At 51.6% G+C, this 25,745-nt stretch carries 22 protein-coding genes and 2 riboswitches; of the genes, 20 read left to right on the top strand and 2 right to left on the bottom strand.

Annotated features, from left to right (window positions below; all coding sequences use genetic code 11):
* The 11 genes from proB to mltF all read left to right on the top strand — a co-directional run bounded on the left by proB (position 1) and on the right by mltF (position 11,882).
* On the top strand, positions 1 to 1,146 hold the full coding sequence (gene proB / locus OXG87_08000; protein ID MCY3869487.1) for a glutamate 5-kinase: 1,146 nt from the start codon (positions 1 to 3) through the stop codon (positions 1,144 to 1,146).
* A gap of 32 nt (positions 1,147 to 1,178) precedes the next feature.
* Positions 1,179 to 1,547: a septum formation initiator family protein gene (locus tag OXG87_07995; GenBank protein MCY3869486.1), complete on the top strand. Its 369-nt coding sequence runs from the start codon at positions 1,179 to 1,181 to the stop codon at positions 1,545 to 1,547.
* Entirely contained in the window at positions 1,544 to 2,338 is a 795-nt protein-coding gene (gene recO / locus OXG87_07990; GenBank protein ID MCY3869485.1) for a DNA repair protein RecO, read from the top strand. The genes OXG87_07995 and recO overlap by 4 nt, the downstream gene beginning before the upstream one ends.
* Positions 2,338 to 2,868 carry a cyclic nucleotide-binding domain-containing protein gene (locus OXG87_07985; GenBank protein ID MCY3869484.1) on the top strand — a complete coding sequence of 177 codons (531 nt, stop codon included), beginning with the start codon at positions 2,338 to 2,340 and terminating at the stop codon, positions 2,866 to 2,868. The genes recO and OXG87_07985 overlap by 1 nt, the downstream gene beginning before the upstream one ends.
* Complete coding sequence (locus OXG87_07980; GenBank protein ID MCY3869483.1) at positions 2,865 to 4,403, top strand: AI-2E family transporter; 1,539 nt, start codon at positions 2,865 to 2,867, stop codon at positions 4,401 to 4,403. The genes OXG87_07985 and OXG87_07980 overlap by 4 nt, the downstream gene beginning before the upstream one ends.
* Before the next feature lie 38 nt (positions 4,404 to 4,441).
* Entirely contained in the window at positions 4,442 to 7,138 is a 2,697-nt protein-coding gene (locus OXG87_07975; GenBank protein ID MCY3869482.1) for a valine--tRNA ligase, read from the top strand.
* Between the two features lies 1 nt (position 7,139).
* Entirely contained in the window at positions 7,140 to 8,138 is a 999-nt protein-coding gene (locus tag OXG87_07970; protein MCY3869481.1) for a Gfo/Idh/MocA family oxidoreductase, read from the top strand.
* Positions 8,139 to 8,153: 15 nt separating this feature from the next.
* Positions 8,154 to 8,642 carry a CinA family protein gene (locus tag OXG87_07965; protein ID MCY3869480.1) on the top strand — a complete coding sequence of 163 codons (489 nt, stop codon included), beginning with the start codon at positions 8,154 to 8,156 and terminating at the stop codon, positions 8,640 to 8,642.
* 187 nt (positions 8,643 to 8,829) lie between these two features.
* Positions 8,830 to 9,180: an STAS domain-containing protein gene (locus OXG87_07960; protein MCY3869479.1), complete on the top strand. Its 351-nt coding sequence runs from the start codon at positions 8,830 to 8,832 to the stop codon at positions 9,178 to 9,180.
* 61 nt (positions 9,181 to 9,241) lie between these two features.
* Complete coding sequence (locus OXG87_07955) at positions 9,242 to 9,607, top strand: STAS domain-containing protein (protein ID MCY3869478.1); 366 nt, start codon at positions 9,242 to 9,244, stop codon at positions 9,605 to 9,607.
* Positions 9,608 to 9,767: 160 nt separating this feature from the next.
* On the top strand, positions 9,768 to 11,882 hold the full coding sequence (gene mltF / locus OXG87_07950) for a membrane-bound lytic murein transglycosylase MltF (protein ID MCY3869477.1): 2,115 nt from the start codon (positions 9,768 to 9,770) through the stop codon (positions 11,880 to 11,882).
* Positions 11,883 to 11,963: 81 nt separating this feature from the next.
* On the opposite strand, the gene thiC is transcribed toward mltF, so the two are convergent.
* Complete coding sequence (gene thiC / locus OXG87_07945; GenBank protein MCY3869476.1) at positions 11,964 to 13,646, bottom strand: phosphomethylpyrimidine synthase ThiC; 1,683 nt, start codon at positions 13,644 to 13,646, stop codon at positions 11,964 to 11,966.
* 60 nt (positions 13,647 to 13,706) lie between these two features.
* Positions 13,707 to 13,796, bottom strand: a riboswitch (TPP riboswitch).
* Between the two features lie 96 nt (positions 13,797 to 13,892).
* Positions 13,893 to 13,988: riboswitch (TPP riboswitch) on the top strand.
* Between the two features lie 53 nt (positions 13,989 to 14,041).
* On the opposite strand from thiC, the gene thiO reads away from it, so the two are divergent.
* Genes thiO through fdhF form a run of 9 tightly spaced genes read left to right on the top strand, consistent with a single transcriptional unit; the run spans position 14,042 to position 24,620 of the window.
* On the top strand, positions 14,042 to 15,178 hold the full coding sequence (gene thiO, locus OXG87_07940; protein ID MCY3869475.1) for a glycine oxidase ThiO: 1,137 nt from the start codon (positions 14,042 to 14,044) through the stop codon (positions 15,176 to 15,178).
* A gap of 4 nt (positions 15,179 to 15,182) precedes the next feature.
* The gene (thiS, locus tag OXG87_07935) at positions 15,183 to 15,389 is read left to right on the top strand and encodes a sulfur carrier protein ThiS (GenBank protein MCY3869474.1); all 207 of its coding nucleotides are present in this window, start codon (positions 15,183 to 15,185) and stop codon (positions 15,387 to 15,389) included.
* 23 nt (positions 15,390 to 15,412) lie between these two features.
* The gene (locus tag OXG87_07930; protein ID MCY3869473.1) at positions 15,413 to 16,189 is read left to right on the top strand and encodes a thiazole synthase; all 777 of its coding nucleotides are present in this window, start codon (positions 15,413 to 15,415) and stop codon (positions 16,187 to 16,189) included.
* Positions 16,186 to 16,800, top strand: a complete 615-nt coding sequence (locus tag OXG87_07925) for a thiamine phosphate synthase (GenBank protein MCY3869472.1) — start codon at positions 16,186 to 16,188, stop codon at positions 16,798 to 16,800. Before OXG87_07930 ends, OXG87_07925 begins: the two co-directional genes overlap by 4 nt.
* Positions 16,797 to 17,591 carry a bifunctional hydroxymethylpyrimidine kinase/phosphomethylpyrimidine kinase gene (gene thiD, locus OXG87_07920; protein ID MCY3869471.1) on the top strand — a complete coding sequence of 265 codons (795 nt, stop codon included), beginning with the start codon at positions 16,797 to 16,799 and terminating at the stop codon, positions 17,589 to 17,591. The genes OXG87_07925 and thiD overlap by 4 nt, the downstream gene beginning before the upstream one ends.
* Before the next feature lie 7 nt (positions 17,592 to 17,598).
* Positions 17,599 to 18,210 carry a thiamine phosphate synthase gene (thiE, locus tag OXG87_07915; GenBank protein MCY3869470.1) on the top strand — a complete coding sequence of 204 codons (612 nt, stop codon included), beginning with the start codon at positions 17,599 to 17,601 and terminating at the stop codon, positions 18,208 to 18,210.
* Positions 18,211 to 18,218: 8 nt separating this feature from the next.
* Positions 18,219 to 20,207, top strand: coding sequence for an SLBB domain-containing protein (locus OXG87_07910; protein MCY3869469.1), 1,989 nt, complete (start codon positions 18,219 to 18,221; stop codon positions 20,205 to 20,207).
* Positions 20,208 to 20,221: 14 nt separating this feature from the next.
* Positions 20,222 to 21,817 (top strand): SLBB domain-containing protein, encoded by a 1,596-nt coding sequence (locus OXG87_07905; protein ID MCY3869468.1) that lies wholly within the window; start codon positions 20,222 to 20,224, stop codon positions 21,815 to 21,817.
* The gene (gene fdhF / locus OXG87_07900; GenBank protein ID MCY3869467.1) at positions 21,810 to 24,620 is read left to right on the top strand and encodes a formate dehydrogenase subunit alpha; all 2,811 of its coding nucleotides are present in this window, start codon (positions 21,810 to 21,812) and stop codon (positions 24,618 to 24,620) included. Before OXG87_07905 ends, fdhF begins: the two co-directional genes overlap by 8 nt.
* 80 nt (positions 24,621 to 24,700) lie before the next feature.
* Here the strand turns inward: fdhF and OXG87_07895 are convergent.
* The coding region (locus OXG87_07895; protein ID MCY3869466.1) for a cache domain-containing protein at positions 24,701 to 25,745 on the bottom strand (1,045 nt) is incomplete at its 5' end.

The following is a 25,745-nucleotide window of genomic DNA, read 5'->3' as shown; positions in this document are numbered from 1 at the left end:
ATGAATAAACGAATAGACCGCAAAGTTTTGTTTGCCGATGTGCGGCGGGTGGTGGTAAAATTGGGCACGCGGGTGGTGACGGCACATGGCAACACATTGAATCTCGCGGTGATTGACCGCCTGGCTGCCGATGTGGCATATTTGAGAGATCGCGGTTTACAGGTGGCGATTGTGACATCCGGAGCCGTTGGCGCCGGTATGGGGCAATTGGGATTGAATAATCGGCCGAGGCGGTTGGCCGATTTGCAAGCTACGGCTGCGGTGGGACAGGGATTGGTGATGGATGCGTACAAACGGGCATTTGAGGCACACGGTGTTTTGGTGGGACAGGTGCTGTTGACATCGGATGATCTGGATAATCGCACTCGGTATGTAAATGCGCGCAATACATTGGATCAATTGTTTCGGTATGGTGTTGTGCCTGTTGTCAATGAGAACGACAGCGTGGCGGTGGAAGAATTGCAATTGTCTGTGGGCGAAAATGACCGCCTGTCCGCAATGGTGTCGCATCTGGTGGATGCGGATATGCTGGTGTTGTTGACCGATGTCGATGGGTTGTTTTTAAGTGATCCCGCAAAAGACTCAGACGCGCAACTGGTTCGGTCTGTGCACGGGATGCCCGAAGAACTCTACGCAACTGTAGGGTCTTCGGGGAGTGCACTGGGACGCGGGGGAATGCGCACAAAACTCAGGGCGGCGGAGGCCGTGATGCAAGGTGGGCAGATGGCGGTGATTGCAAATGGATGTACAAACGGTTTGCGCGAAATTTTGGATGGGGCAGATTGCGGCACGTTATTTGTGGCGGATAATCGCAGTTTGAACAGCAGAGATTTGTGGTTGGTGCATTCCCGAAAGCGAGGGGGTGTGGTCGTAGATGATGGCGCAGTGGTTGCTTTGAGCGATGGAGGCAAAAGTTTGTTGCCTTCGGGTATTATCCGCGTTATTGGCGATTTTGAAGTTGGTGAGCTCATTGGCGTTGAATCAGAAAAACGCGTTGAGATTGCGCGCGGTTTAACGCGATTTGACGCCGATGATGTGCGACGTATTCGCGGAAAAAAAACGCCAGAAGTTGCAGAAATTCTCGGGATCAACAATGGCGCGGTGGTTATCCATCGGGATGATATGGTGGTGTTAAATCGGAAGTAGGACAACCGACAACTGACGTTGGAGATTGTGTTATGCGCTCATTTTATCGGGGACAAAGTACGGTGTTGCCGGAAAACAGTCCGATGATACCGGGAAGTGGAAGGCGACGCCTGAATAGATTTTTGATATTTGCACCAGTGGTGCTTTCGCTTTATTTGTTTTTTGCAGGAGATAGTGGGATTTTTCAACTCATAATGCGCAAGCAGCAAATTGCCGCATTAGAACGGGAAATTGAAACTATTCGCCAGCAGAATGCAATGTTGGAACGCGAGGCGAAATTGCTGGAAAACAATTTGGGTGAAATTGAACGCATTGCTCGAGAGCGCTATGGCATGGTGTATCCCAATGAATCGATTTATATGGTTTATCCCAATCCACCGACAGCATTGGAGTCACCGTGATTTGCCATACCGATGGGTTGGTGTTGCGCGGTTTTCGCATGAGTGAAAGCAGCAAGGTTGTGGTGCTGTTTTCTCGCGATTACGGCAAGTTGCGTCTGGTAGCCAAAGGAGCGCGACGACCCAAAAGCAAATTTGGCGCGAGTCTTGAACCCATGACGTGGGGACATTATGTTTTTTATCGACAGGATAATCGAGAGTTGCAAATATTGAGCGAAGGCGATATTGCACACGCTTTTGAACCGGTAAAACAACACTACGGTCGGATGGCAGCTGGAAGCGCGATATGCGAGTTTCTGGATTGTATTACCGAAGATGAAGATCGCAATCCACTTTTGTTTAGTATTGCACTTGAAGCGATGCAATGGGTGGGGAGTATTGCTGAAATAGCGCTGGATGTACCGGTGTGGTATTTCCAGATTCGCGCTGCGGGTGCGGTGGGATATCGCCCCCATGTGAGTGGGTGTGTTCAATGTGGTGCTCGGCTCCAGGGGCACCGCCTGGGGTTTAGTCCCAGTCTGGGCGGTACGCTGTGTGACAATCACGCAGAGGCGGGCATGCGCGTGCAGTTCGAGGCGATAAATTTTATGGCGCATCTACAGGTGGGACGTCCCGACCGCATCGATCTTTCCCTCTTGCGGGGTGTAAATCGCGCAGAGGTGACGCGAATATTGCGCGCTTTTTTTGATCAACACATCGAATCGCGCTATCGTCCAAAGGCACTGGATTTTTTTGAACGCTTAAGGGCAGCAGAACCCGCGGTGCCTTATCGCGCAGGGATACGGGATTTGTGATGAATCGATTTCTACAGCGCTGGTTGGAACGCGAAAAGCCGCTATTTCCCGAATTGCGCGCCATTCCACTGTTTCGGGAACTGAATCGCCGAGAGTTGCAGGCGGTGGTGCAACTTATAGAAATGCGCAAGTATTCAACAGGCGATGTTATTTTTGAACAGGGTGCCCCGGGAGACGGTGTTTACGTGGTGTTAAAAGGGTGTGTAGAAGTGATTCAGAAGGATGGTGAAGATGGCGAGAAAGTGCTACTTGCTCAATCTGAATCCGGTTCCTTTTTTGGTGAAACAGCACTTTTGGAAAATGTGCCGAGAACAGCAACAGCAGTGGCGAAAGAAGATACCAGGTTGGCACTTTTTCCGCGAGACGCACTGCACCAGTTGGCGGAACAACGACCGCATTTGGGGGTAAAAATTGCCATTCAACTTTCGCGGATTGCCGCAGAGCGATTGCGACAAACCAATCACAGTTTGCAGGTTGCCCGAGATGAGTTGGCAGCAAAACAAAAAGAGGACGGAGAAGACGAGTCATGAATGAACCATCTTCTGGCGGCCTGGGCACTGCTCAAATTTTGCGTATTGTGATTTTTTTGGGCCTCATCGTTGTGATGATCTGGTTGCTATATACTATTCGAAGTACGCTGGTCCCTTTTTTTATTGCGTTTGTGCTGTCGTATTTTCTCATGCCTGTGGTTGATTTTCTCGAATCGCACCGCTTAAATCGTCTTGTCGCCGTGGTTGTCGTCTTGCTGGCTGTTTTTGCAATTGTGGTCATTCCGCTTATTGTGGTCGCGCCTATGATTGTGCGCGGTACGGAGGATATGGTCAAGAGCATTATTGGTGAGCAGGGCACCTGGTACTGTGTGGTGGAAAATACGGGCGATGATGTGGTGAAGATTGATCGGTTTGAGAGCGAACTCGAAGATTTTAAGGTTGATGGCTTGCCCCTGGAATTGATACCCGGTGGGGGAGACGCGGAATCCGCTGCCCCACAGGCCAACCCAAAAGTGGTCGGTGGGCGAGATACACTGCGCGTGGTATTTTCTCCACAAGCGGATGAACCGCGCCAGGCGTCTTTGAGGTTGTACGGTTCGTCTGGCAGCCGGGAAGATTCTATTGTGTTGACGCTTAGAGGAAATATGGAGGATGTGTCATCGGTTTCGGATACAATGGCTTCGGTTCAATTTGGCACATCTAAAATTTTAATCTCGGCGACAAAACATGCGTTTGGCAAATACAAGCCCAGTTCTTTGATGGCACTCAAGTCAGTTTATGAAACTTCATTCCTGCCGTGGCTGAAATCAGCTCAGACCTATCTCGAAGAAATTTTGCCAATGCTTAAGGGCCGCGATTGGGTGGAAGAAATTTTGCCAATGCTCAAGGGCCGCGATTGGATACAGGCCGCGAATCAGTACCTGCAAAACGTCGTGACAATTTTGCTTAAGGAAACTCCCGGATTGGTCGGGCAATTGCTATCGGGACTTACCTTGTTCATCATTGTGCCTTTTGCTTTATTCTTTTTTTTGGCAGAGGGCAGAACGATGAAGCATGCGATTATCGTGCAGGTGCCAAATCGATATTTCGAACTGATATTGAATCTGTTGCATCGCATTGACAGGCAATTGGGGAGCTATATGCGCGGTATGGTGTTATCTGTAATAATTGTTTCGCTTCTGTCAAGTACCGGACTTTATATCATCGGTCTGGAACATTTTTTGGTGATTGGTCTTCTCGCTGGTTTGGCCAATGTAATTCCCTATATGGGACCTGCGATTGGGATTATTGCCGGTGTTGTTGCCGCTGTATTGCAATATTCTGCGCTGAGTTTTGGTGTGGTTATCCCAGTGATTATAGTGTTTGCGATCGTTCAACTCGTAGATAATGTTTTTGTCGCTCCTATGGTGGTTGGGCGCAGTGTTAATTTGCATCCTCTGCTCGTCATTTTTGCTGTGTTCGTTGGCAGCGAGTTGTTTGGCGCAGTCGGCATGTTGTTGGCTGTGCCCACGACAGCGGTGATTAAAGTAGCTGTCCGGACGATCTATGAGGGGTGGCGAAGTTATTCGGTGTAAAAAAGGGGTAGGCCGCTAATTAAGGAGTAATGGAGACGATGAAGAATAAAGCTTTGGAGCGTGCTTACGATCCAAAAGATATTGAAAAGACGTGGTATGATTTTTGGTACAGGAAGGGATATTTTCGTCCGGAATTTCGCGCGACAGGTCCCGCCTATACGGTGACGATTCCGCCACCCAATGTGACGGGGGAGTTGCACATGGGCCACGCGCTACAACACGCGATTCACGACGCGGTGATTCGATACAAGCGGATGCGGGGATTTCGCACGCTGTGTTTGCCCGGTACAGATCACGCGGGTATTGGCACGCAGATGAAGGTGGAGCAGGAGATCTGGGAGAACGAAAAAAAGACGCGCAGAGAAATTGGGCGCAGAGATTTGTTGAAACGGATATGGGCCTGGCGAGAAAAATACGGCAGCACAATTTTGCGACAGTTGCGCGAGTTGGGCTGTAGTTATGACTGGTCGCGCGAGCGATTTACAATGGATGAGGAGTATGTGCGGGCGGTGTTGGAGACGTTTGTGCGTTTTTACGAGAAGGGCTGGATCTATCGGGGCAAACGCATGGTGAACTGGTGTCCGCAGTGTGGCACTGTGATTTCCGACCTCGAGGTGGAGGAAAGAGAGGTCGATAGTCACTTGTGGCATATTCGGTACAAAGGGATAGATGGTGCGCCCGATGTGGTTGTGGCGACAACGCGTCCGGAAACCATGCTGGGCGATACCGGAGTGGCGGTGCACCCATCCGATGCGCGATGGCGCAATGCTGTGGGTAAAAGGGTGATGTTGCCGCTTATGAATCGCCCCATTCCCATTGTGGCAGATGACTATGCCGATCCGGAAATGGGGAGCGGTGCGGTGAAGGTGACGCCGGGACACGATCCCAATGATTACGAGATAGGGCAGCGTCACGATTTGCCCGAAATCGCGGTTATTGGTCTGAATGGCGAGATGACGGAGGATGCGGGCGTTTATGTCGGGCAGGACCGTTATGCGTGTCGCAAGGCGGTGGTCGAGGCACTCGACGAGCTGGAGTTGATGGAAAAAATTGAGGATTATACCCACGCGGTACCGCATCACGACCGCTGTGGCACGGTGATTGAACCGATGCCTATGGAGCAGTGGTTTGTGGCGATGCGCGATTTGGCCGATTTGATTTTGCCCTTGATGCGAGAAAAAAAGATCGATTATGTGCCGGATCGGTTTCGGGAATATTCGATTGAATGGCTGGAGAATATCCGCGACTGGTGTATTTCGAGACAACTGTGGTGGGGGCACCGCATTCCGGTGTGGACGTGTGAAAATTGCAGCGAGGTGATTGTGAATGCAGAGCCTCCCGAAGTGTGTACAACGTGTGGCAGTCAGCAGTTGACGCAAGATCCCGATGTGCTCGATACGTGGTTTTCCTCGGCACTGTGGCCTTTTGCAACGCTGGGTTGGCCCGAAGATACGGAGGATTTGAAGCTGTTTCATCCGACGGATTTGATGATTACGGGACGGGATATTTTGTATCTGTGGGTGATTCGGATGATTATGACAGCTGTTGAATTTGTGGGCGAGATTCCGTTTCGGACGGTGCTGGTTCATCCCACGGTGCAAACGCGCGATGGCAAGCGCATGAGCAAGTCGTTGGGTACGGGGATTGATCCGCGCGAATTGATTGACCGCTATGGCGCAGATGCCACGCGCCTATCGCTTTTGTACCAATGCGGCAGTTCGCAGGATATTCGGTTTGATGCCGATGTGAAGGACAATAAGTTGCAAGATTCGCCCATTGCGGAAATGTGCCGCAATTTTTGCAACAAGATCTGGAATGCCGCGCGGTTTGTACAAATGAATCTGGACGATCGCGACATACTCGATGTGGCATTGCTGACGGTCCCCGAGCCGATTACGGACCTTTCTGATCGGTGGATTTTGAGTTTGTACAATCGCACGGTGTTGCAGGTTACAGAGGCTTTGGAGGCGTATCGCTTTGACGAGGCGGCGCGCGCGTTGTACGATTTTGTGTGGAGCGCGTATTGCGATTGGTATGTGGAGATGGCGAAAGTGCGCCTGTATGGCGATGATCAAACTGCCCGTCAAACCGCGCAGTCGGTTTTGTGTGTCGTGTTTGAAGGCACGCTGCGCCTGTTGCATCCCGTTGCGCCTTTTATTTCAGAGGCGTTGTGGCAGACCTTTCCACGAGAAGGCGAGGCTCTTATTGCCGCGCCCTGGCCCAAATGCGACAAGACGCAATTTGATAAAGCTGCCGAGCGAGAAATGGCTTTGATGCGGGATGTGGTGGGTGCTGTGCGCCATATTCGAGGTACAATGCGTATTCCGCCGGGCAAGCTCGTGGATGTGGTGTGTAAGACGGATTCAGAGGAGGCACGTGCGATTTTGACGTCTGTTAAGGGCTATATGAAGGCGTTGGGGCGCGTTGAAAATTTGACCCTTGGCGCGGCTTTAGAACGCCCGGCAGCGTCTGCGAGTGCTGTGGTTGGTGATGTGGAAATTTTTGTGCCTTTGGCCGGCGTGATAGATCTCACTGTGGAACGTCAGAGGTTGGAGAAGGAGATTGGCGGATTGGAAAAGGCGTTGAGCGGATTGGAGAAGAAGTTGAGCAATGCGGGTTTTTTGAATAATGCCCCCGCAGAGGTCGTGGCAAAAGAGCGCGAGCGCGAGCGCGAGTATCGGGATACACTGTCGAAGTTGCGGGAAAATTTTGCGGTGCTTTCAGAGGGAGATTAAAATGTCGAGCGTTAGATTTGGTATTATGGGATTGGGGCGTGGCCGCGGAGCAGCAAAACAGGTGGCAGCAGCAGAGGGCAGTGCGCTGGTTTGCGTGTGCGATTTACAGGAAGAAAAGGCCGTGGAGCAGGCCGAAATGTATGGATGCGATTGGACGACGAATTACAAGGCGATGTTTGCGCGTGATGATATCGATGCGATCGGTATCTATACGTCCAGTGGCACGCATTGCGATTACGCCATTGAAGCGATAGAAGCAGGCAAACATGCATTTGTTACCAAGCCGATGGATATTCTCGTGGAAAAGTGCGATGCGGCGATTCAGGCGGCAAAAGATGCGGGGAAGGTTCTGGCAGTGGATTTTGGGAATCGCTATTCTAAGGCAAACCAGCAATTGAAGGCCGCCATTGATCAGGGGATCATTGGACAGATTTTTTTGGGTGATGTGAAGATGAAGTGGTGGCGCGAGCAGAGCTATTACAATGGGGGCTTTCCCATGGGGTGGCGTAGCCGCAAAGAGACAGAGGGCGGATCGATAGCCAATCAGGGTGTGCATTTTGTCGATCTCATCTGCTGGTTGCTCGGCCCGGTAAAGGAAGTTTATGGGCGCAGTGCAACCATGACACACGATATTGAAACGGAAGATATTACAATTGCACAGTTGACATTTCAAAGCGGCGCGTGGGGGCTGATTACGACCACGACATCGAGTTATCCAAATTTGGGGACACAGGTGGAGATCAGCGGCACGGAAGGCACTGTGCGGTGGGATCAACGCGGCGGTATAGAAGTGATGACAAAGGATGAGGAATTGGTAGATTTGAGCCGTTTTGAAGTGCCCGATGCGCCTGCCGATATTGCAGAGGATATGGTTTCTGCTATCACCAAAGGCACGATACCTGTGGTGTCGGGTGAAGAGGGCCGAAAGTCTGTTGAGCTCTTTTGTGCAGCTTATGCGTCTTCAAAATCGGGTTCCCCTGTGGTTATTGATCAGCGGTGATATGCGGTGTAAAACATGTCTGAACAGTTGGAAGTAAAGCTCGGAATATTGCTTCGAGAACGGGACTGGACTATTGCAGTTGCAGAAACCACGACAGGGGGACTGATCAGCGCGCGCATTGTTTCGGTTCCTGGCAGTTCGGCTTATTATGAACGCGGGGTTATTGCGTATAGCGCGTTGTCTAAATGCGAGATGCTGGGGATAGATGAAAAGGTGATGGATACGTATGGTGCTGTGAGTGCGGAAGCCGCGCGCGCAATGGCCAAAGGCGTGCAAGAAGTGAGTGGTGCAGATTTGGGCCTGGCCGAGACAGGGATCGCTGGCCCCATTCGCGGGCGGTCGCCCAAGCCTATCGGTACGGCGTATATCGCAGTTGCCAGTGCAGAAGGCGTGGTGTGTGAGGTCTTTCAGTTTGATGGAGACCGCGATGCGATTCGCGATGCGATAGCAGATGCTGCCTTGAAAATGGTGATTGAGGCGAAAAAAACAATTGATAACCGATAACTGGTGTTATGCAGTTTATCGAAAAAAGCTTTATTTTGCCACAATATCTTGTATATCTCATTTCAAATAAATCACAAGATATAGAGTCGCTGCATAATATCAACTGATAAGCTTGATTTTTTTCTCGTTCAGCCGTATTTTCAGTGCCCTGCGCGATGTGCAGTGAGTTCTGGTCCTGGAGGTTTGTATGAAAATTTCGGAAAAGATCCGCGGCGATGTCGCTGTCTTGACCCTGTCGGGTGAATTGATGAGCGGCCCCGAGGTTGCCCCTTTTCAAGATCATATTAAAAAACTTGCAAGTGAGGGTATAAAAAAGGTTGTGGTTGATTTTTCCAGGGTGAGATGGTTTGGCAGTGCCATGCTGGGCGTGCTAACGGCGAGTTTGACGACGTTGCGCGGTGAAGGCGGCGATTTGAGATTGACGGGCGTTACCAGGAAGATTGAAAGTATTTTGATGGTTACACAGTTGGCAAATATTTTTACGACTCTGGATACAGTAGATCGGGCTGTGGAAAGTTTTGCAGATCAGGATGCATAGAGATTTTTGTAAATTGTGGACTGATCAAAGTCCAATTTTTGAAGAGCTGTTCGCCAAATTGATGAGAGTCAAAGTTGACATTCGCGACCAGGTCGCGGTTCTGAGTGTATCGGGTACCTTGATGAGTGGTCCTACAGTTGTTCCTTTTCAGCATTATGTCGAAGAGGTCATGGCCGATGGCATTACAAATGTCGTGGTTGATTTTTCCAGAGTGAAGTGGTTTGGCAGCACGATGTTGGGCGTATTGGCGGTCAGCCTGGAGATGTTGAGAAATGCCGGAGGTGATCTCAGGTTGGCCGGCATTGCAAACCGGATGGAGAGTTTGATGATGGTCGGAAAGTTGTCGTCGCATTTTCGCACGTTGGAATCTGTTGACGCGGCTATCGAAAGCTTTGTATCCGACCCGCCGGGGAGACGGGAAACATAAATCGCCCCAAACTATCATCTGTATTTCGTTCATAAAAAAGGGGTGCGATTATATCGCAATCCCTTCTTCTTTTGGGAAGAAAATACCGCAAAATATTTTAGCCCTATCGGGCCGGCGATGAGGCGATATATTGAAAGGAGATACATCTGTGTTGCATCGTATGATTCCCCCAGCACTGATTATCCTGTGTGCTTTTGTACAGTGCAGCGAAAAACAACCCGCGCCACCCAAATACACCGGCGATCTTCCGCAATTGCAGGATCGCGGCGTATTGCGGGTGATCGTCAGTGAGGAGCCGATTACCTATATGCCCCGACAAGCGGAGCCGGTGACCCTGGATTACGATATCGCCCATAGTCTGGCGGATGCACTCAAGCTGAAGTTGGAGCTTGTAAAGGCCGATAATTATGTTCAGATGTTGGAAAAACTACTCGAAGGCGAGGGCGATATTATCGCCTCCAGCTTGACGATTACACCAGATCGAGAAAAGATAGCAGCGTTTTCAGTTCCGTATTTATACGTCGATGAATATTTGATTACAGCGCGGGCAGATAGCCTACCCCGGACAGTGGCAGATCTTGCCGGTATGGAGATCAGCGTGCGGCAGTCCAGTTCGTATTATCAGACCTTGATTGATGTTCAGAAGGAGGTGCCGTCTTTACGTATCCACACTGTGTCAGATACGCTTGGCACCGAGGGGCTGGTCAAAGGCATTGCTCAAGGCGAATACAAAGCGACCTTGTGCGACGCGCATTTATGGCATGCCATCGCCAATTATCACGATAATCTCGTCGCACCGCTCGTTGTGGCCGAAGAGCGTCCACTCGCCTTGATGATGCGACCAAACGATACAAAGCTCAAGGTCGCGGTAGATGAGTATTTGCTGGCGCATCAATTTACGCGGCAGCGCCAGCAGACATTTACCGACGATCTGCCCGGTTTGAAGGAACGCCGCCGGTTGCGCATGATCACGCGCAATAATGCGATGACCTATTTTATTTATCGGGGACAGCAGATAGGATTTGAATACGAGCTTATAAAGAGATTTGCCTCGCAACACGACCTGCGCCTCGAAATTGTTATTCCGAATAGTCACGCCGAACTGTTGCCGTATTTGAATGAAGGCAAGGGCGATGTCGTCGCTTCGGCAATGACTATTACTGAGAAACGGCAAGAGCAGGCGGCATTTACGCTACCCTATAATGAAGTGAGTGAACTGGTGGTGGTGCATGCGGATGGCGATTCGATTGCCAGCCTCCAGGATCTGGCTGGACGTACGATACATGTGCGCGCCAGTTCTTCGTTTTATACGACGCTGATGGCGTTGCGGGATTCCGTAGATGGTCTCGAGATTGCGATCGTGCCCGACGATGTAGAAACCGAAGATATTTTAGCTGGAGTTGAAGAGGGTATCTATGATCTTACGATGTGCGATTCCCATTTGCTCGATATAGAACGCGCGTATGGTCGCCGCCTCAAAGCCGCTTTGAGTATAAAGCCCACGGCACTGGGCTGGGCGGTTCGCAAGGACAATTCAGAGTTGCTGGCGGCGCTCAACCAATACATAAAAGAAGAAAAAGGCGGCTTGTTTTTTAATATGATGAAAAAGAGGTATTTTAAGAGCACGCGCGCTGTTGCCAGAGCCAAAGATTCAATGCGGGTCGGTTTGAGCGGGCAGTTGTCGCCTTATGATGATCTGACAAAAAAATACGCCTCTCAATACGGGCAGGACTGGCGGTTGATTACCGCACAGATGTACCAGGAATCCAGATTTGATCCAGAGGCGGTCAGTTGGGTCGGCGCGCAGGGGCTGATGCAGGTGATGCCGAGCACGGGAGAGCAGTTGGGATTTACCGATCTTCACGACCCCCATGAGAGCATTCACGCAGGGGTCAAGTACATGCATCAGCTTATCAACCGGTTTGATCACAATTTGCCGATGCAAGTGCGGATTCGCTTTGCGCTGGCTTCTTATAATGCGGGATACGGTCATGTACTCGACGCTCGCCGTCTGGCGCGGGAAATGGGATGGGATCCCAACCGCTGGTTTGGCAACGTGGAAAAGGCGATGCGCTTGCTGTCTCAACCGGACTATTACGAGCGGGCGCGATACGGTTTCTGCCGCGGCGGTCAGCCCGTACACTATGTCGAAAATATTCAGAATTTCTACGATGCGTATGTCGAAATACTGAATACGGCGATACCTGCGAAGGTGACACAACCGCTTAGCTCAGGCCTCGTCGGACCTCCGCCTGCTGTAGTAAATCGCCGCTGAGCCTGCATTCCTTATTAAAACAGGTATTGCTCAAGAGATAGAGCAATACCTGTTTCCATTCCTCGGTTTTATTTTTCTGCCTCAATCCGCGATCTGGTAAATCTCAGACCCTTTTTCTTTGAACTCTCGCGCTTTTTCGGCCATGCCAATTTCGAGGGCTTCGGCTGATTCTATGCCTTTTTCTTCGGCATAGGCGCGCACGTCTTGCGTGATTTTCATGCTGCAAAAATTGGGGCCGCACATGCTGCAGAAGTGTGCGATTTTGGCGCCCTGAGCAGGTAGTGTTTCGTCGTGATAAGAGCGGGCTGTATCGGGGTCGAGCGAGAGGTTGAATTGATCTTCCCACCGGAACTCAAAGCGCGCTTTTGACAGGGCGTCGTCCCAGTCTTGCGCGCCTTTGTGTCCTTTGGCGAGGTCGGCGGCGTGAGCGGCAATTTTGTACGCGATCAGGCCGTCTTTTACATCTTGCTTGTTCGGCAAGCCGAGGTGTTCTTTGGGGGTGACGTAGCAGAGCATCGCTGTGCCATACCATCCGATCATTGCCGCACCAATGGCAGAGGTGATGTGATCATATCCCGGCGCAATATCTGTGGTGAGAGGTCCCAGGGTATAGAAGGGGGCTTCGTGACACCACTCCATTTGTTTATCGACATTTTCTTTGATGAGGTGCATCGGGATGTGCCCGGGGCCTTCGTTCATGACTTGAACATCGTATTCCCAGGCGATTTTGGTGAGTTCGCCCTGGGTTTGCAATTCGGCAAACTGCGCCGCATCATTGGCATCGGCAATGGATCCTGGGCGCAACCCGTCTCCGAGAGAGAATGAAATATCGTATTGTTTCATCACCTCGCATATGTCGCGGAAACGGGTGTAGAGAAAGCTTTCCTGGTGATGGGCGAGACACCATTTGGCCATGATGGAGCCGCCGCGAGATACGATACCCGTGACCCGTTTGGCGGTGAGGGGCACATAGCGGAGTAGTACGCCGGCATGCACGGTGAAGTAATCGACACCTTGTTCGGCCTGTTCGATGATGGTGTCCATAAAGATGTCAAAGGTGAGGTCTTCGGCAACGCCGCCCACTTTTTCCAAAGCCTGATAGATCGGCACTGTCCCGATGGGCACGGGAGAGTTGCGAATGATCCATTCGCGGGTTTCGTGGATGTCGTTGCCTGTAGATAGGTCCATTACTGTATCGGCACCCCATTGGGTGGACCACTGCATCTTTTCGACTTCTTCTTCTATAGAGGAAGTGACCACCGAGTTGCCAATATTGGAATTGACTTTGACGAGGAAGTTGCGCCCGATGATCATGGGTTCGCTTTCGGGGTGGTTGATATTTGCCGGGATGATGGCGCGGCCTCGCGCGACTTCTGAGCGCACAAATTCGGGATCGACATTTTCCCTGATGGCGATAAATTCCATTTCGGGCGTGATTTCACCGCGTTTGGCATAGTGCATCTGCGTGACATTGCCCGTGCCGCGAAGAACGGTTTTGCGGCGAAGATTTTCCGGGATTTCCGGCGCATCTGACTGCGGGACATAAGTTGGTGCGACATCCTCGACATCGCCTCGCGCCCGAATCCACGGTTCGCGCAACGGGGGCAGACCATTTCGCACATCCCCACCTTGTGGTCCGCTGGTGTCATAGACGTAAACGGGATCTTCACCGTTTGTCAGAGATATTTTGCGGGCAGGAACGCGAATTCCGTGTTTGCCTTTGAGATAAATTTTTGTAGCATTGTTGCCATTCTGGTTACTCATGGCTTTCTCCTTAGAAAAAAATAACCGACGATGTGTGCGAAGGCATCGGCGGTTTGTATTTCCATAATGCGCCGTGTTCCCTTCGCTGGCATTACCCAGAGCAGGTTCGTAGGGTGTGTTCTCAGCCTTTCGGCACCCCTGTACGGTCAGCGTTGTTTTGAACAACGTAAGGAATATGTTGATGCCTGTCAAGTCATAAGGGAATATCTTGACCTGAAGATATGAAAATGGTATCTTTGCAAGACTGAAAGAAGACAGGGGTGCTTGTTGTTGCGAGCTGAGATTATACCCTTTGTACCTGATCCGGATCGTGCCGGCGTAGGGAGTTTGTTGAACGGATAGTGAGACCACTTTTCGGCTCTGCGCGAAGGGTGGTTTTTTATTTTGAGGTTGCGATGGCACAAAAGCGCGTGCTCATTGTGGGCGGTGGGGCAATTGGACTGGCGATTGGCTGGCGGTTGGCGCGTGCGGGGCTTGCTGTGGCCCTGTTTGATCGGGGTCGCGTTGGGCACTCGGCGAGCTGGGCTTCGGCGGGTATGTTGTCGCCGCTATCAGAGGTGCAATTTGAAGAGGAAGACCTGCTGCATCTCGGCCTGAAGGGGCTGGCGGTTTATCCCGAATTTGTCGGTGAATTGGAGGCCGAGACCGGGTGTTGTGTGGGCTATCGCCGCGATGGGGTGCTGCTGGTGGGCATTACTCAAGACGATCTGGGGTACTTAAAATTTCGGTATCGCTATCAGCGCGATTTGGAATTGTCTGTTATCTATCTCTCGGGTGATGAGGCCCGGGAACGAGAGCCGCATTTGTCGGCTCAGGTGAGCGCTGCTGTGTGGTGTCCGGGCGATCATCAGGTGGATAATCGGCGTCTGGTGATGGCGTTGAAGAAGGGGCTTGTAGCGGCGGGTGGCGAGGTGTTTGAAGAGATGGGAGTAGATGAACTTTTGATAGATGGTGCGCGTGTGTGCGGGGTGCGGGTTGGCGAGGAAGTTTTTGAGGGCGATACTGTAGTGTTGGCTTCGGGGTGCTGGTCGCGTTTGATACCGGGTTTGCCCGATTGTGCCAGGCCTCCGGTGCGACCCGTGCGCGGGCAGATTATGCGCCTGGCTATGACGGAGGATTTTGCGCCCAATACAATGGTCTGGTATTCGCGGGTGGCGACTTCTACGGTGGCGTATCTCGTGCCGAAGGATAATGGGCATCTCGTTTTGGGGGCTACTTCAGAAGAGATGGGATTTGATGAAGATGTGACCGCAGGGGGGATGTTTGAGTTGTTGCGCGCTGCGTGGGAAGTGGTGCCGGGGGTTTACGATTTGCCTCTGGTCGAGTCTGCGGCGGGATTGCGTCCAGGTAGCCGGGATGACGCACCTATTTTGGGCGAGACGCCTATTGAGGGTTTAATTATGGCAACTGGTCATTATCGGAAAGGTATTTTGCTGGCGCCGTTGACTGCGCTATCTATTGCCGAATTGATTTTGGAACGGCGTACCCCGGCACTTATCAGGCCTTTTGGGATTGATCGATTTGGATTATAAACCGATGCAACTTACAGTGAATGGTCAAGAGCGATCAGTGGATGGCGCGTCAACGCTGCTCGATTTGCTGATTGAGATGAATTTTAACGCCGAACAAAAGGGTATTGCCGTGGCTGTAAATGCGGAGGTTATCGCGCGGGCGATGTGGGTAAATACGCGGTTGTGCAATGGCGACCGGGTAGATATTATTCACGCGGTTCAGGGTGGGTAGTGGGAAATAACGGTGAGGATATTATGACAGGCGATTTTAAGATAGCAGGCGTAACATATCGTTCACGGCTGTTGATAGGCACTGCGCGTTATCCCAATATGCAGGTGATGCTGAAGTCCGTTGAAGCCAGTGGCGCAGAGATTGTAACGGTGGGTATTCGTCGGCTCAATATGAATGACGAATCGGGCGAGGGTGTTCTCAATTTGCTCGATCGATCGCGATACACTATTTTGCCAAATACTGCCGGATGTTTTACGGCTCAAGACGCGGTGCTTACTGCGCGATTGGCCCGCGAAGCGCTGGAAACAGATCTGATTAAGTTAGAGGTGATTGGCGATGAGCGCACTTTGTTTCCCGATGTGGTGGGGTTGCTCCAGGCTGCCGAGACTCTGGTGAATGATGGGTTTACTGTGTTGCCTTATTGCAATGATGATCCGATTACCTGTAAGAAGCTGGAGGATTTGGGGTGTGCCGCTGTGATGCCTCTGGGTGCGCCCATTGGCTCGGGGATGGGGATTCGCAATCCGTACAATATTCAGATTATTCTGAATTCGGTGAAGGTGCCTGTTATTGTCGATGCAGGGGTGGGAACTGCATCGGACGCTGCTCTGGCGATGGAATTGGGTTGTGATGGCGTGTTGTTGAATACGGCGGTGGCTGGAGCGCGACATCCGGTGAAGATGGCGATGGCAATGAAGAAGGGCGTTGAAGCCGGGCGGTTGGCTTTTGAAGCCGGGCGAATTCCCAGAAAGCTGTACGCAACGGCTTCGACAGCGATGGAAGGACGGGTGGAAATTTGAATTTATTGCCCCCTCTCTATCTGATTGCCGATCGGGCAACGTGCGGTGATCGACCAATGCTGGATGTGCTCGCGCGTGCATTGGATGCCGGGGTGCAGATGGTGCAGTTGCGGGAAAAGGCTCTGGATAGAGAAGTATTAGAAGTTCTGGCTGAGCAGGTGTTGTTGTTGACAGCGCGCTATGATGCGATGCTGTTGATTAATTTAGTAGCAGATATTGCCGTGAAGATCGGCGCGCAGGGTGTGCATTTGCCAGGTGGTGCATTGCCGCGGGTGGTCCGAGACCGGGTCAAGCCGTCATTTTTAATCGGCTATTCCACGCATACCCATGCAGAATTAGATTGCGCTGATGGGGCAGATTTTGTGACTTATAGTCCCATTTTTACACCGGGCTCCAAGCCCGGGTATGATGGCGTGGAAGCAGGGCTTGAGGGGTTGGCAAATGCGGTGGCGCATTCTCGCTTGCCCGTTTACGCACTGGGGGGGATTACGCCCAAACGCGTAGCCAGATGTCGTACGACGGAATGTGCGGGTGTCGCGGTGATGTCGGGTATTTTGGCAGCGAGAGATCCGGCCAAGGCGGTATGTGAATTTTTGAAGGCATGGGAATGAAACAAACCCTGACAATTGCGGGTTCGGATTCCGGTGGTGGCGCGGGCATTCAGGCGGATTTGAAAACATTTCACGCCCATGGCGTGTTTGGCTTGTCTGTGATTACATCGGTTACTGCTCAAAATACGCAAGAGGTGCGTGCAGCTTGTGATTTGCCCGAAGAGATTGTCCGCGCTCAAATAAGTGCCGTGTTTGACGATTTTGAGATTGCTGCGGTGAAGACGGGGATGTTGTCTTCGCGTGAGATTGTAGAGGCTGTGGCCGATGAGTTGACAGTTCGCAATGAGCAACCGCTCGTGGTCGATCCGGTGATGATTTCGACGAGTGGATTTTCGTTGCTTAAGGGCGATGCGATACAATGCATCACAGATCGTTTGTTGCCGATCGCTGCGTTGGCGACGCCGAATTGCCCTGAAGCAGAATTGTTGAGTAAAAAAAAGATAAAGACGCGAGAAGATGCCGGATTTGCAGCGCGTAAAATTGCCGATTTGGGTACATGTGCGGTGCTGGTGAAGGGGGGACATTTGGAGGGTACAGCGGTGGATGTGTTGTGGGATGGGGCGTGTGAAACGATTTTTGAGAGTGAACGCATAGATACCGGGAATACACACGGGACAGGTTGTACACTATCATCGGCGATAGCAGCCAATTTTGCGCTGGGATACGGGTTGTGCGATGCGATAGATCGGGGAAAAAATTATGTTACAGAAGCTATCCGGCATGGCTTGGATATTGGCAAAGGCAAAGGTCCTGTAAATCACTTTTATTTTTTAGATTGTACTGACTGCTAACTCTAATATGAAAAAAATTGGCAAGCTTCATGTCATAACCGATGTTGTTTTGCAAGATCGTTTTTCACACGTAGCACTGGCGAAAATGGCTGTTGACGGTGGAGCGGATACCATTCAGTTTCGGCAGAAAGAGGGTTCGACGCGCGCGTTGATTGAGATGGCTATTGCCGTGAAGAATGCGTGTGGCGATGTGCCTTTGATTGTGAATGACCGGGTTGATGTGACGATTGCCGCAGAGGCCGATGGGGTGCATTTGGGACAAGATGATTTTCCCATTGAAAAGGCACGCGATTTGCTCGGTGAAGATGCGGTAATTGGCGGGACGGCGAAGACGCTTTCACAGGCGCGTCAGTGTATTGCCGAAGGTGCGGATTATATCGGTTTTGGACCGATTTATGCAACTGGCTCAAAGGCCGATGCAGGTATGGTGAAGGGGCTGGAGGGTTTGCGCGAGATAGTCAATGGGGTCAGTGTTCCAATTATTGCCATTGGGGGTATTGGAATAGAGAATGCCGGCGAGGTAATACGCGCAGGGGCGCACGGTATTGCGGTGATTTCAGCCGTGTGTTGCCAGCCCGATCCCGCTGAGGCGACCCAAAGACTAATGGATCAATTATAGGTACGATTTTGTCTAAAAGCCATTTGATTATTCACACGCTGGTTCTGGTCCCGATTTTTGCGGGGTGTCAGCCTGGTGAACAGGTGACAGTTTCGGGTGCGGTTGCAAAGCCGGGTACTTATGTATATCAGCCCGACAGATCGGCGAACAGTTATCTCAAAGGTGCCGGTGGCCTGACGGAAGAAGCTCTTCTCGATAGTGCATATCTGGTTCGAGGTTTGGTTGACTCTTCTGGCAAAGAGATAATCAAAAGTGTGACGATTCCCCTGTCGAAGCATCCAAAAGTTTTGCCCGATGATGAGATTAAAGTGCCAGTTCGCGTTTATGACGTGCGATTGGATACGGTTCGCGTTTTGCGCAATGTCCGATTGGTTCATGAGAGTCGGATTTTCAAAATTTCCACAGGTGCCCTGGTGTCTGGGTGGACAGAGCGCGGCGTGCTGGTCGCGTTGTTACTTGGGCGCGGAAAAGTTTACGAGATAGCTGATACCTCAAAGGCAGTATGGGCTTTTCATTACTTATATGTTCATTTGCACCCCGATGAATACGGCCGCCTGACGGGTTTTACGGGAGATGTGATTGACAGTTTGGAGGCTCTGGAAGATGCACACGCCATCCATACACGCACCAGAACGCAGTTGGATTATGTGCGCCCTGGAGGGTTACAGCTTCCGGACACGGGTTATTGGCGCGTGTTGCTGGGGATTTTGCTAACGCCCAGGAGTGCATCTTTTCCGGGTAGTGGATTGCGCCGGCGTCGCTTTGAGGACGGGCGTGTGTGGACGACTTTTCCCAATGGGCGACAGCGCTGGCAGCATCCCGATGGACGGGTGGAGGTGACATTTCCCGGGGGCGCGAAAGAAACCCGGTTTCCCGATGGGCGGGTTGTGTCTGCCTATGAACAGCTGGTGTCTCGCTTGAAAGATGAGTCGGCGGTTCGCAATGGTGTAGCTGGCGGCGCGATGGAGGAACGCGCTTCGGAAAGGGCGACGGAGATTTCGGCAGGGGTAATACCCGATGGCACTATAGTAACCCGACAAAAAGGGGGAAATGAGCCTGCCATTCAGCCCGATGGGTATATGATTGTGAAAGGGGTGGATGGTTCAATTCGGGAAACATTTCCCGATGGGCGAATTTTGCATCGCAGCGGAACCGGGTATCAAGTGGAGATTTTCCCCGATGGGCGAGAGATCGAGAGCAACCGATTTGGACAAAAAATCACCTCGTGGCCCGATGGCCGAAAAGAAGTGCGAATGCCGGCGGCATACAGTTATCCCGGTCCGCTGCGCACAGATCTCGCGGTGGTCAATCCGCTTCCAGACTCGGTTGCTGTAGGTGAAGAACTGACGGTTACAGGGCAGTTACACAGCGAGGTGGAAGATATATCTATCTCGACCTTTCTCGCGCCCGATGGCAATGTGATCAAAGGGAATGTACGAAGGCGGGGACGGCGGTTTCAGGCGCGGTTTCGGTTTGGGGAGGTGGGACATTGTCGCGTACAGGTTCAGGTTGTCCTGCCCAAAGCGCGCACCTTTACGGTTTCTCATCAGGCTGTGGTTGTTGGCAATCCCGAGAAGTTAGAAGACGAGGTTTTGACAATAGCCCCTTATCTAGGTGATGAGGCGGCTGAACAATTTTTGATTGATGAAATTAATGCGGCGCGAAGGCGAATTGGACGTCAGGCTGTACTTCCACATCCCAATTTGATGCATGTGGCGCGCATCCGTCTTGAGGAAATGCTGGCTTTGGGTGAGGTATCCCACTTTTCTTTCGGGGGATTGGATGTGATGTGGCATGTAACCACCCGACGCTTGCCTTTTTTTCAGGTGAGTGAAAATGTGGCAAACGGACATTTTGTCGAAACGATGCAGGCAGGCTGGATGTTAAGTGCGGGTCATCGTTCAAATATATTGGCGAGACACTGGACACATGTGGGGGTCGCTGTGGCAAAAGATAGGGACTTGGTGTGGGGCGTTCAGGTGTTTGCACGGCAATAAGAGCGAGGTTTGATGTGAATAAAAAACAGGCCGATGTGCCCGATCTGCTTCAGATTGAAGGCGGGTTAAATTCAGGTGTGTCGCAGGAGGTGTCGCAACAAACCGGTGTTCCCGAAGCGCAGGTCTATGGCGTGGGTAGCTTTTTTGATTTGTTGACTGATGTGGATAAAAAAGTGCGGGTATGCACGGGTTTGTCGTGTCGCATGGCGGGTGCAGATCAGGTGCTGCAGGCGATGGAAGATGCGGGCCTGCCCGCGATGGGGTGTTCATGTCTGGCAGCTTGTGATCGTCCGCCTGCGGTGTTGCGAGACCGCGATGTGCTGCCTGCTGTATCGGTCGAAGATGTGGTGCGGGCAGATGGCGATTGGACAAGGCTTCTGCCAGAGATAGTGTCCAGTGGCAAAAGCTGGTTGGGGCATGTGGGACCAGAGGTGGATGATTCAGATACTATGGCGATCAATTTGTTGGGGCAGATCGATTGGTCGGGCAAAGCGTTTGCAAAGGCCGCGAAGATGCGTCCCGAAGAAATTGTCGAAGAAATAGAGACATCGGGGCTGCAAGGTCGCGGTGGCGCGGCTTTTTCCGCGTCTTTTAAGTGGAATGCCGTGTGTTCACAAAAAGAGACCGTGCGTTATGTAATCTTAAATGGCGATGAGAGTGAGCCAGGTACATTTAAGGACCGCGAGATTTTGATGCGTCGTCCCGATCTGGTTATTGAGGGATTGGCGATTGCGGCTTATACAATCGGGGCGAGAGATGTTTATTTGTACTTGCGGGGCGAGTTCGCTTTTCCAAAGGCTGTGATGACAAAAGCAGTTGCAGAGTTTGAATCGCATAATATATTTCCCGATATCCGTTTTCACATGCACTCGGGGCAGGGTGCGTATATTTGCGGCGAGGAGACCGCGCTTTTAGAGGCTTTGGAGGGCAAGCGCGGGATGCCGCGTTTGCGACCGCCCTATCCCACAGAATACGGCCTGTGGGGAAAACCCACACTTATTCACAATGTGGAAACTATTGCGTGCGTGCCTTCGATTATTTCAAGAGGGGGCGATTGGTTTCGCAATTTGGGGCGCACAGAGGCAGGGTCAAAAGTGTATTGTATTAGCGGGCATGTCAAATGCCCGGGTATCTATGAGTTGCCATTGGGCGTGACTTTGGATGAATTGGTCGAAGAGGCGGGCGGATATATTGGCACTCCGAAGGCGTTTAGCCCCGGGGGTGCGAGTTCGGGTTTTTTGCCGGCTAAATACAGAGATCAGCCATTGGATTTTAAGACAATGGATGGGTTGGGTTCGCTGCTCGGCTCGGCCGGTGTTGTTGTATTGAACGACACGGTGGATATAAAATGGTCGGTTAGTCAACAGTTGAGATTTTTTCACGATGAAAGCTGCGGGCAATGCGCCCCCTGTCGCATTGGTACGCGGTATTTACACGAGGCACTGGAAAATCGCATTTGCAATCGGGAACAGGGCCACAAACCTCACTTGCAACACGCGGCAGATGTGGCGTGGCAAATGAGTGAGGGTTCTATATGTGGTCTTGGGCAAATTGCTGCTTTCCCCCTGACGAGTGCCCAAAAATTCTTCCCCGAGGAGTTTGATGAATAAATTGATATTGAACGGACGGACGGTGTGCTTTGCCGAAGGGGAAACCCTGCTGGATATTGCATCTCGTCATGGGTTGGAAATTCCGACCCTGTGTCACGATCCGCGTTTAGAACCCGCGGGTGCGTGTCGCTCTTGTCTTGTGGAAATTGATGGCGAGCGGTTGATGACGCCGGCCTGTGCGCGCATCGCACAAGACGGGATGGTGGTGACGACCGAGAATGCGCGCATTGATCGGCACCGCCAGACTCTGATGGCTTTGTATATGACCGATCATCCGCACGAGCGCGAGATATCGGAAGTGGGTTCGCCGGATTTATTGCTGGATATGGCTGCCGAGTTCGATGCGCCAATGGATTGGGGATGGATGGAGCCGATGCGGGGAGATCGAGAGGATCGCAATCCCTATGTCGATTTTAATCCCGATACCTGTATTGCGTGTGCGCGGTGCGTGCGCTATTGCGAGGAAGTCGAAGGTGTTTCGGCTATTACGCTTGCGGGTAGAGGGTCACATACGACGATTTCTACGGTGGAAGAAAAATCCCTGCTGGATACGACGTGTGAGTTGTGCGGTGGATGTATCGATGTGTGTCCAACTGGTGCTATGAATGAAAAATTGCCACTGATGCGCGGGCAAAAACCCGAGCGTGAATTGGTAAAGGTGCGGTCAACTTGCAACTTTTGTGGGGTGGGTTGTCAGCTCGATCTCAATGTGGATTTAGAAGGACGCGATGGTCAGGGGCAGATTGTAAAGGTGACGAGTCCACCGCCGGGCACGACGACCAATGACGGCAATTTGTGTGTCAAGGGACGCTTTGCGTATGACTTTGTGCACCACAAAGATCGGTTGACTGAGCCGCTTGTGCGCGGTGAGGATGGTGTATTGTATCCAACGACATGGGACGATGCGCTCGAAAGAGCAGCGGAGGGTTTATTGGGCGTTGTAGAGCGACACGGCGCAGATGCCCTGGGTTTTGTGAGTTCGTCGCGGTGCACGATGGAGGAAAATTTTCTCGTTCAGAAGATGGCGCGGGCACTGTTTCGGTCAAATCACGTCCATCAGTGCGCGGCTACGTGACACGCACCTACTGTGGCCGGTCTGGTCGAAACATTTGGCGCAGGTGCTATGACGAATTCAATTGGCGAGATACGCGATGTTGATTTTCTGTTTGTGATTGGCAGCAATACGAGCGAGGCACATCCGATTATCGCTATGGAAATGAAGCGCGCGATTCGCAAAGGCGCGACCTTGGTTGTCGCCGATCCCAGGGCGATCTGGATGACGTCTATTGCGGAAAAGCATTTGCAACTCAATCCCGGTACAGATGTGTGGTTGCTCAATGCCATGGCGCATGTGATTGTGGCAGAGGATTTGATCGATCGCGAATTTATCGAAAATCAGACTGAAAATTTTGAGCAGGTCAAAGAAACTGTCGCGTCTTATACACCCGAAAAGGCTGAAGAGATAACGGGTATTTCAGCAGATGATATTCGCTGGACTGCGCGGCAGTACGCTACGACGGAAAAAGCGGGTATATATTATACGCTGGGCATTACGGAACACGCACACGGTACGGATAATGTGTATGCGCTTGCAAATCTGGTTTTGATGACGGGGCATCTGGGCAAGCCATCGACCGGGATGAATCCCCTGCGCGGACAGAATAATGTGCAGGGTGCGAATGACGCGGGTGCTACGCCGATGTTTTATCCGGGTTATCAGCGTGTGGATGATCCAGAAGTGCGGGCAAAATACGAAAAGTCCTGGGGTGTTCCGCTGTCCCCTGTGCCGGGTCTGAATCTCAATGAGATGATGAAGACGGTGGGGGAACAGATGCGCGGTTTTTTTGTGATGGGTGAAGATATTGTGTTGTCCGAACCCAATGTTCTTGAGTTGGAAAAGGGATTGAATAATGTCGATTTTATCGTGATGCAGGATGCGTTTATGAATGAGACGGCGCGTTTTGCCGATGTGATTTTGCCCGCAGCCGTGTTTGCCGAGAAGGAGGGGACGTTCACCAATTCAGAGCGTCGCATTCAGAGGGTTCGCAAAGCGGTTGAACCCCCAGGGGCAGCGCTTCCAGATTGGGAAATTCTGGTTATGCTGGCGAATAAGCTGGGCGCGAATTGGTCGTATAAAGATCCAGCGGAAGTTTATGCCGAGATGGTTAAAGACGTTCCTCAATTTGCTGGTATCAGCCACGAGAAATTGGAAAAGATAGATGCAGGAGAAGAGAGCATAGCGGGCTTACAGTGGCCGTGCCCCGATGCGGATCACCCGGGTACAAAATTTTTACACGAAAATGGCATTTTGCGCGGTAAGGGGTTGTTTATGCCCGTGCATTATATCCCACCGGCGGAATTGCCAGATGAAGATTACGGTCTTTTTCTTTCTACGGGACGCACGCTGTATCACTACAATGCCGCAACCCAGACGCGCCGAGAGTCCGGGCTCGATGCAAAACAGTCCGAGGCTTTTGTGGAGTTACACCCGAGCGATGCGCGGAAGCGGGGTGTTCATCACGGGGATATGGTGGAGGTGACAACGCGGCGCGGGCGTGTGCAGTTGCGGGCTATTTTGTCGCGGCAAGTGCGCCCGGGGTGTATCTGGATGCCGTTGCATTTTGCCGAGGCGCGCGCCAATGTGTTGACGAATGATGTGGGCGATGCGGTGACGGGGACAGCAGAGTACAAAGTGTGTGCGGCGGAGGTGCGGTTGGTCGAGTCGATGCCCGATAATGAAAAGTTCTTTCCGGGGAGCTATTATTACGAGAAGGGACCGGGGTTGCAGCGCGTGGGTGATTGAGTTGGGGATGTATGAAGAAAAGCCGCGAGTTATGCTCGCGGCTTTTTTGTTCGCTAATAAGTAGATTGAAATCGACCAGGTTATCCGTCTTGTACCTGCGGATAAAAGCCAGATAGCAGGGTTAGTGCCATGCCGGTTTGTGAGTCAATGATTGGGATGGCATAACTGATCTTGGGCGAGCCAATGGGATCTCCGGTTAATTCGCCATCCCCATTCTCATCTACCGCTGGATTATCGAAGTAATACTCGACAAAACCGCCACCTGCTGCGGCTGCAGCGATGAGTTCCTGGACGTATTTGACGCCATTGGGATCTTCAAAGTTAATCAGGTTTTGTCCCTCGAGATCTGCATCGGCTGCGTGATACACTATGACGCCCTCGCTGTTTAAAACTGCGAGATAGATGGATTCATGTTTCCACCTGCCACCTTCTTGTCTGAATTCTTCTGCGATTTCCTCGGAAAAGGGGAAGCTTTTAGCGTATTCTTTTGCGGCTCCGACAAATGATTTCAGGGTTTCTTTATCTACCACAGCACGAGCCGTGACTGGATAAAAGCCAGATAGCATGGTTAGTTCCATGCCAGTCACAGAGTCTATGAATGGGATGGCGTAACTTATTTTGGGTGAGCCAATGGGATCGCCTACTAATTCGCCATCTCCATTCTCGTCTATCGTCGGGTTATCGAAGTAATACTCGACAAAACCACCACCTGCAGCAGACGCGGCGATGAGTTCCTGGGTATATTTGACACCATTGGGGTCTTCAAGGTGAAACACGTTTTGCCCTTCAAGGGCTGGATTGGCTGCGTGAAATAATATGACGCCGTCACTGTTTCCAATTACGAGGTAGATGGATTCGTGTTTCCATCTTCCACCCTCTTGTCTGAATTCTGCTTCGATGTCCTCGGAAAGGGGAAAGTTTTTCGCGTATTCTTTTGCAGCTTCTACAAAGGCTTTCAGGGTTTTCTTATCTACTACATCTCTGGCTGTGATCTGTTTTGTTGGCTCTTCCAGGGAGTATGAACCTTTTACCTGTGCTTTTCCGCCAATGGGCAAATAGAGTATGACCTTATAGCCTGCGTTAATTGGTATGCTGGACCAGGAACCGATCTCGACCCCGTCCTGC

The sequence above is a fragment of the Gemmatimonadota bacterium genome (genome assembly GCA_026706845.1).
Classification (GTDB): Bacteria; Latescibacterota; UBA2968; order UBA2968; family UBA2968; genus VXRD01.
Note: the sequence above shows the minus strand (reverse complement) of the source record. Positions and strands in the feature narration are given on the sequence as shown.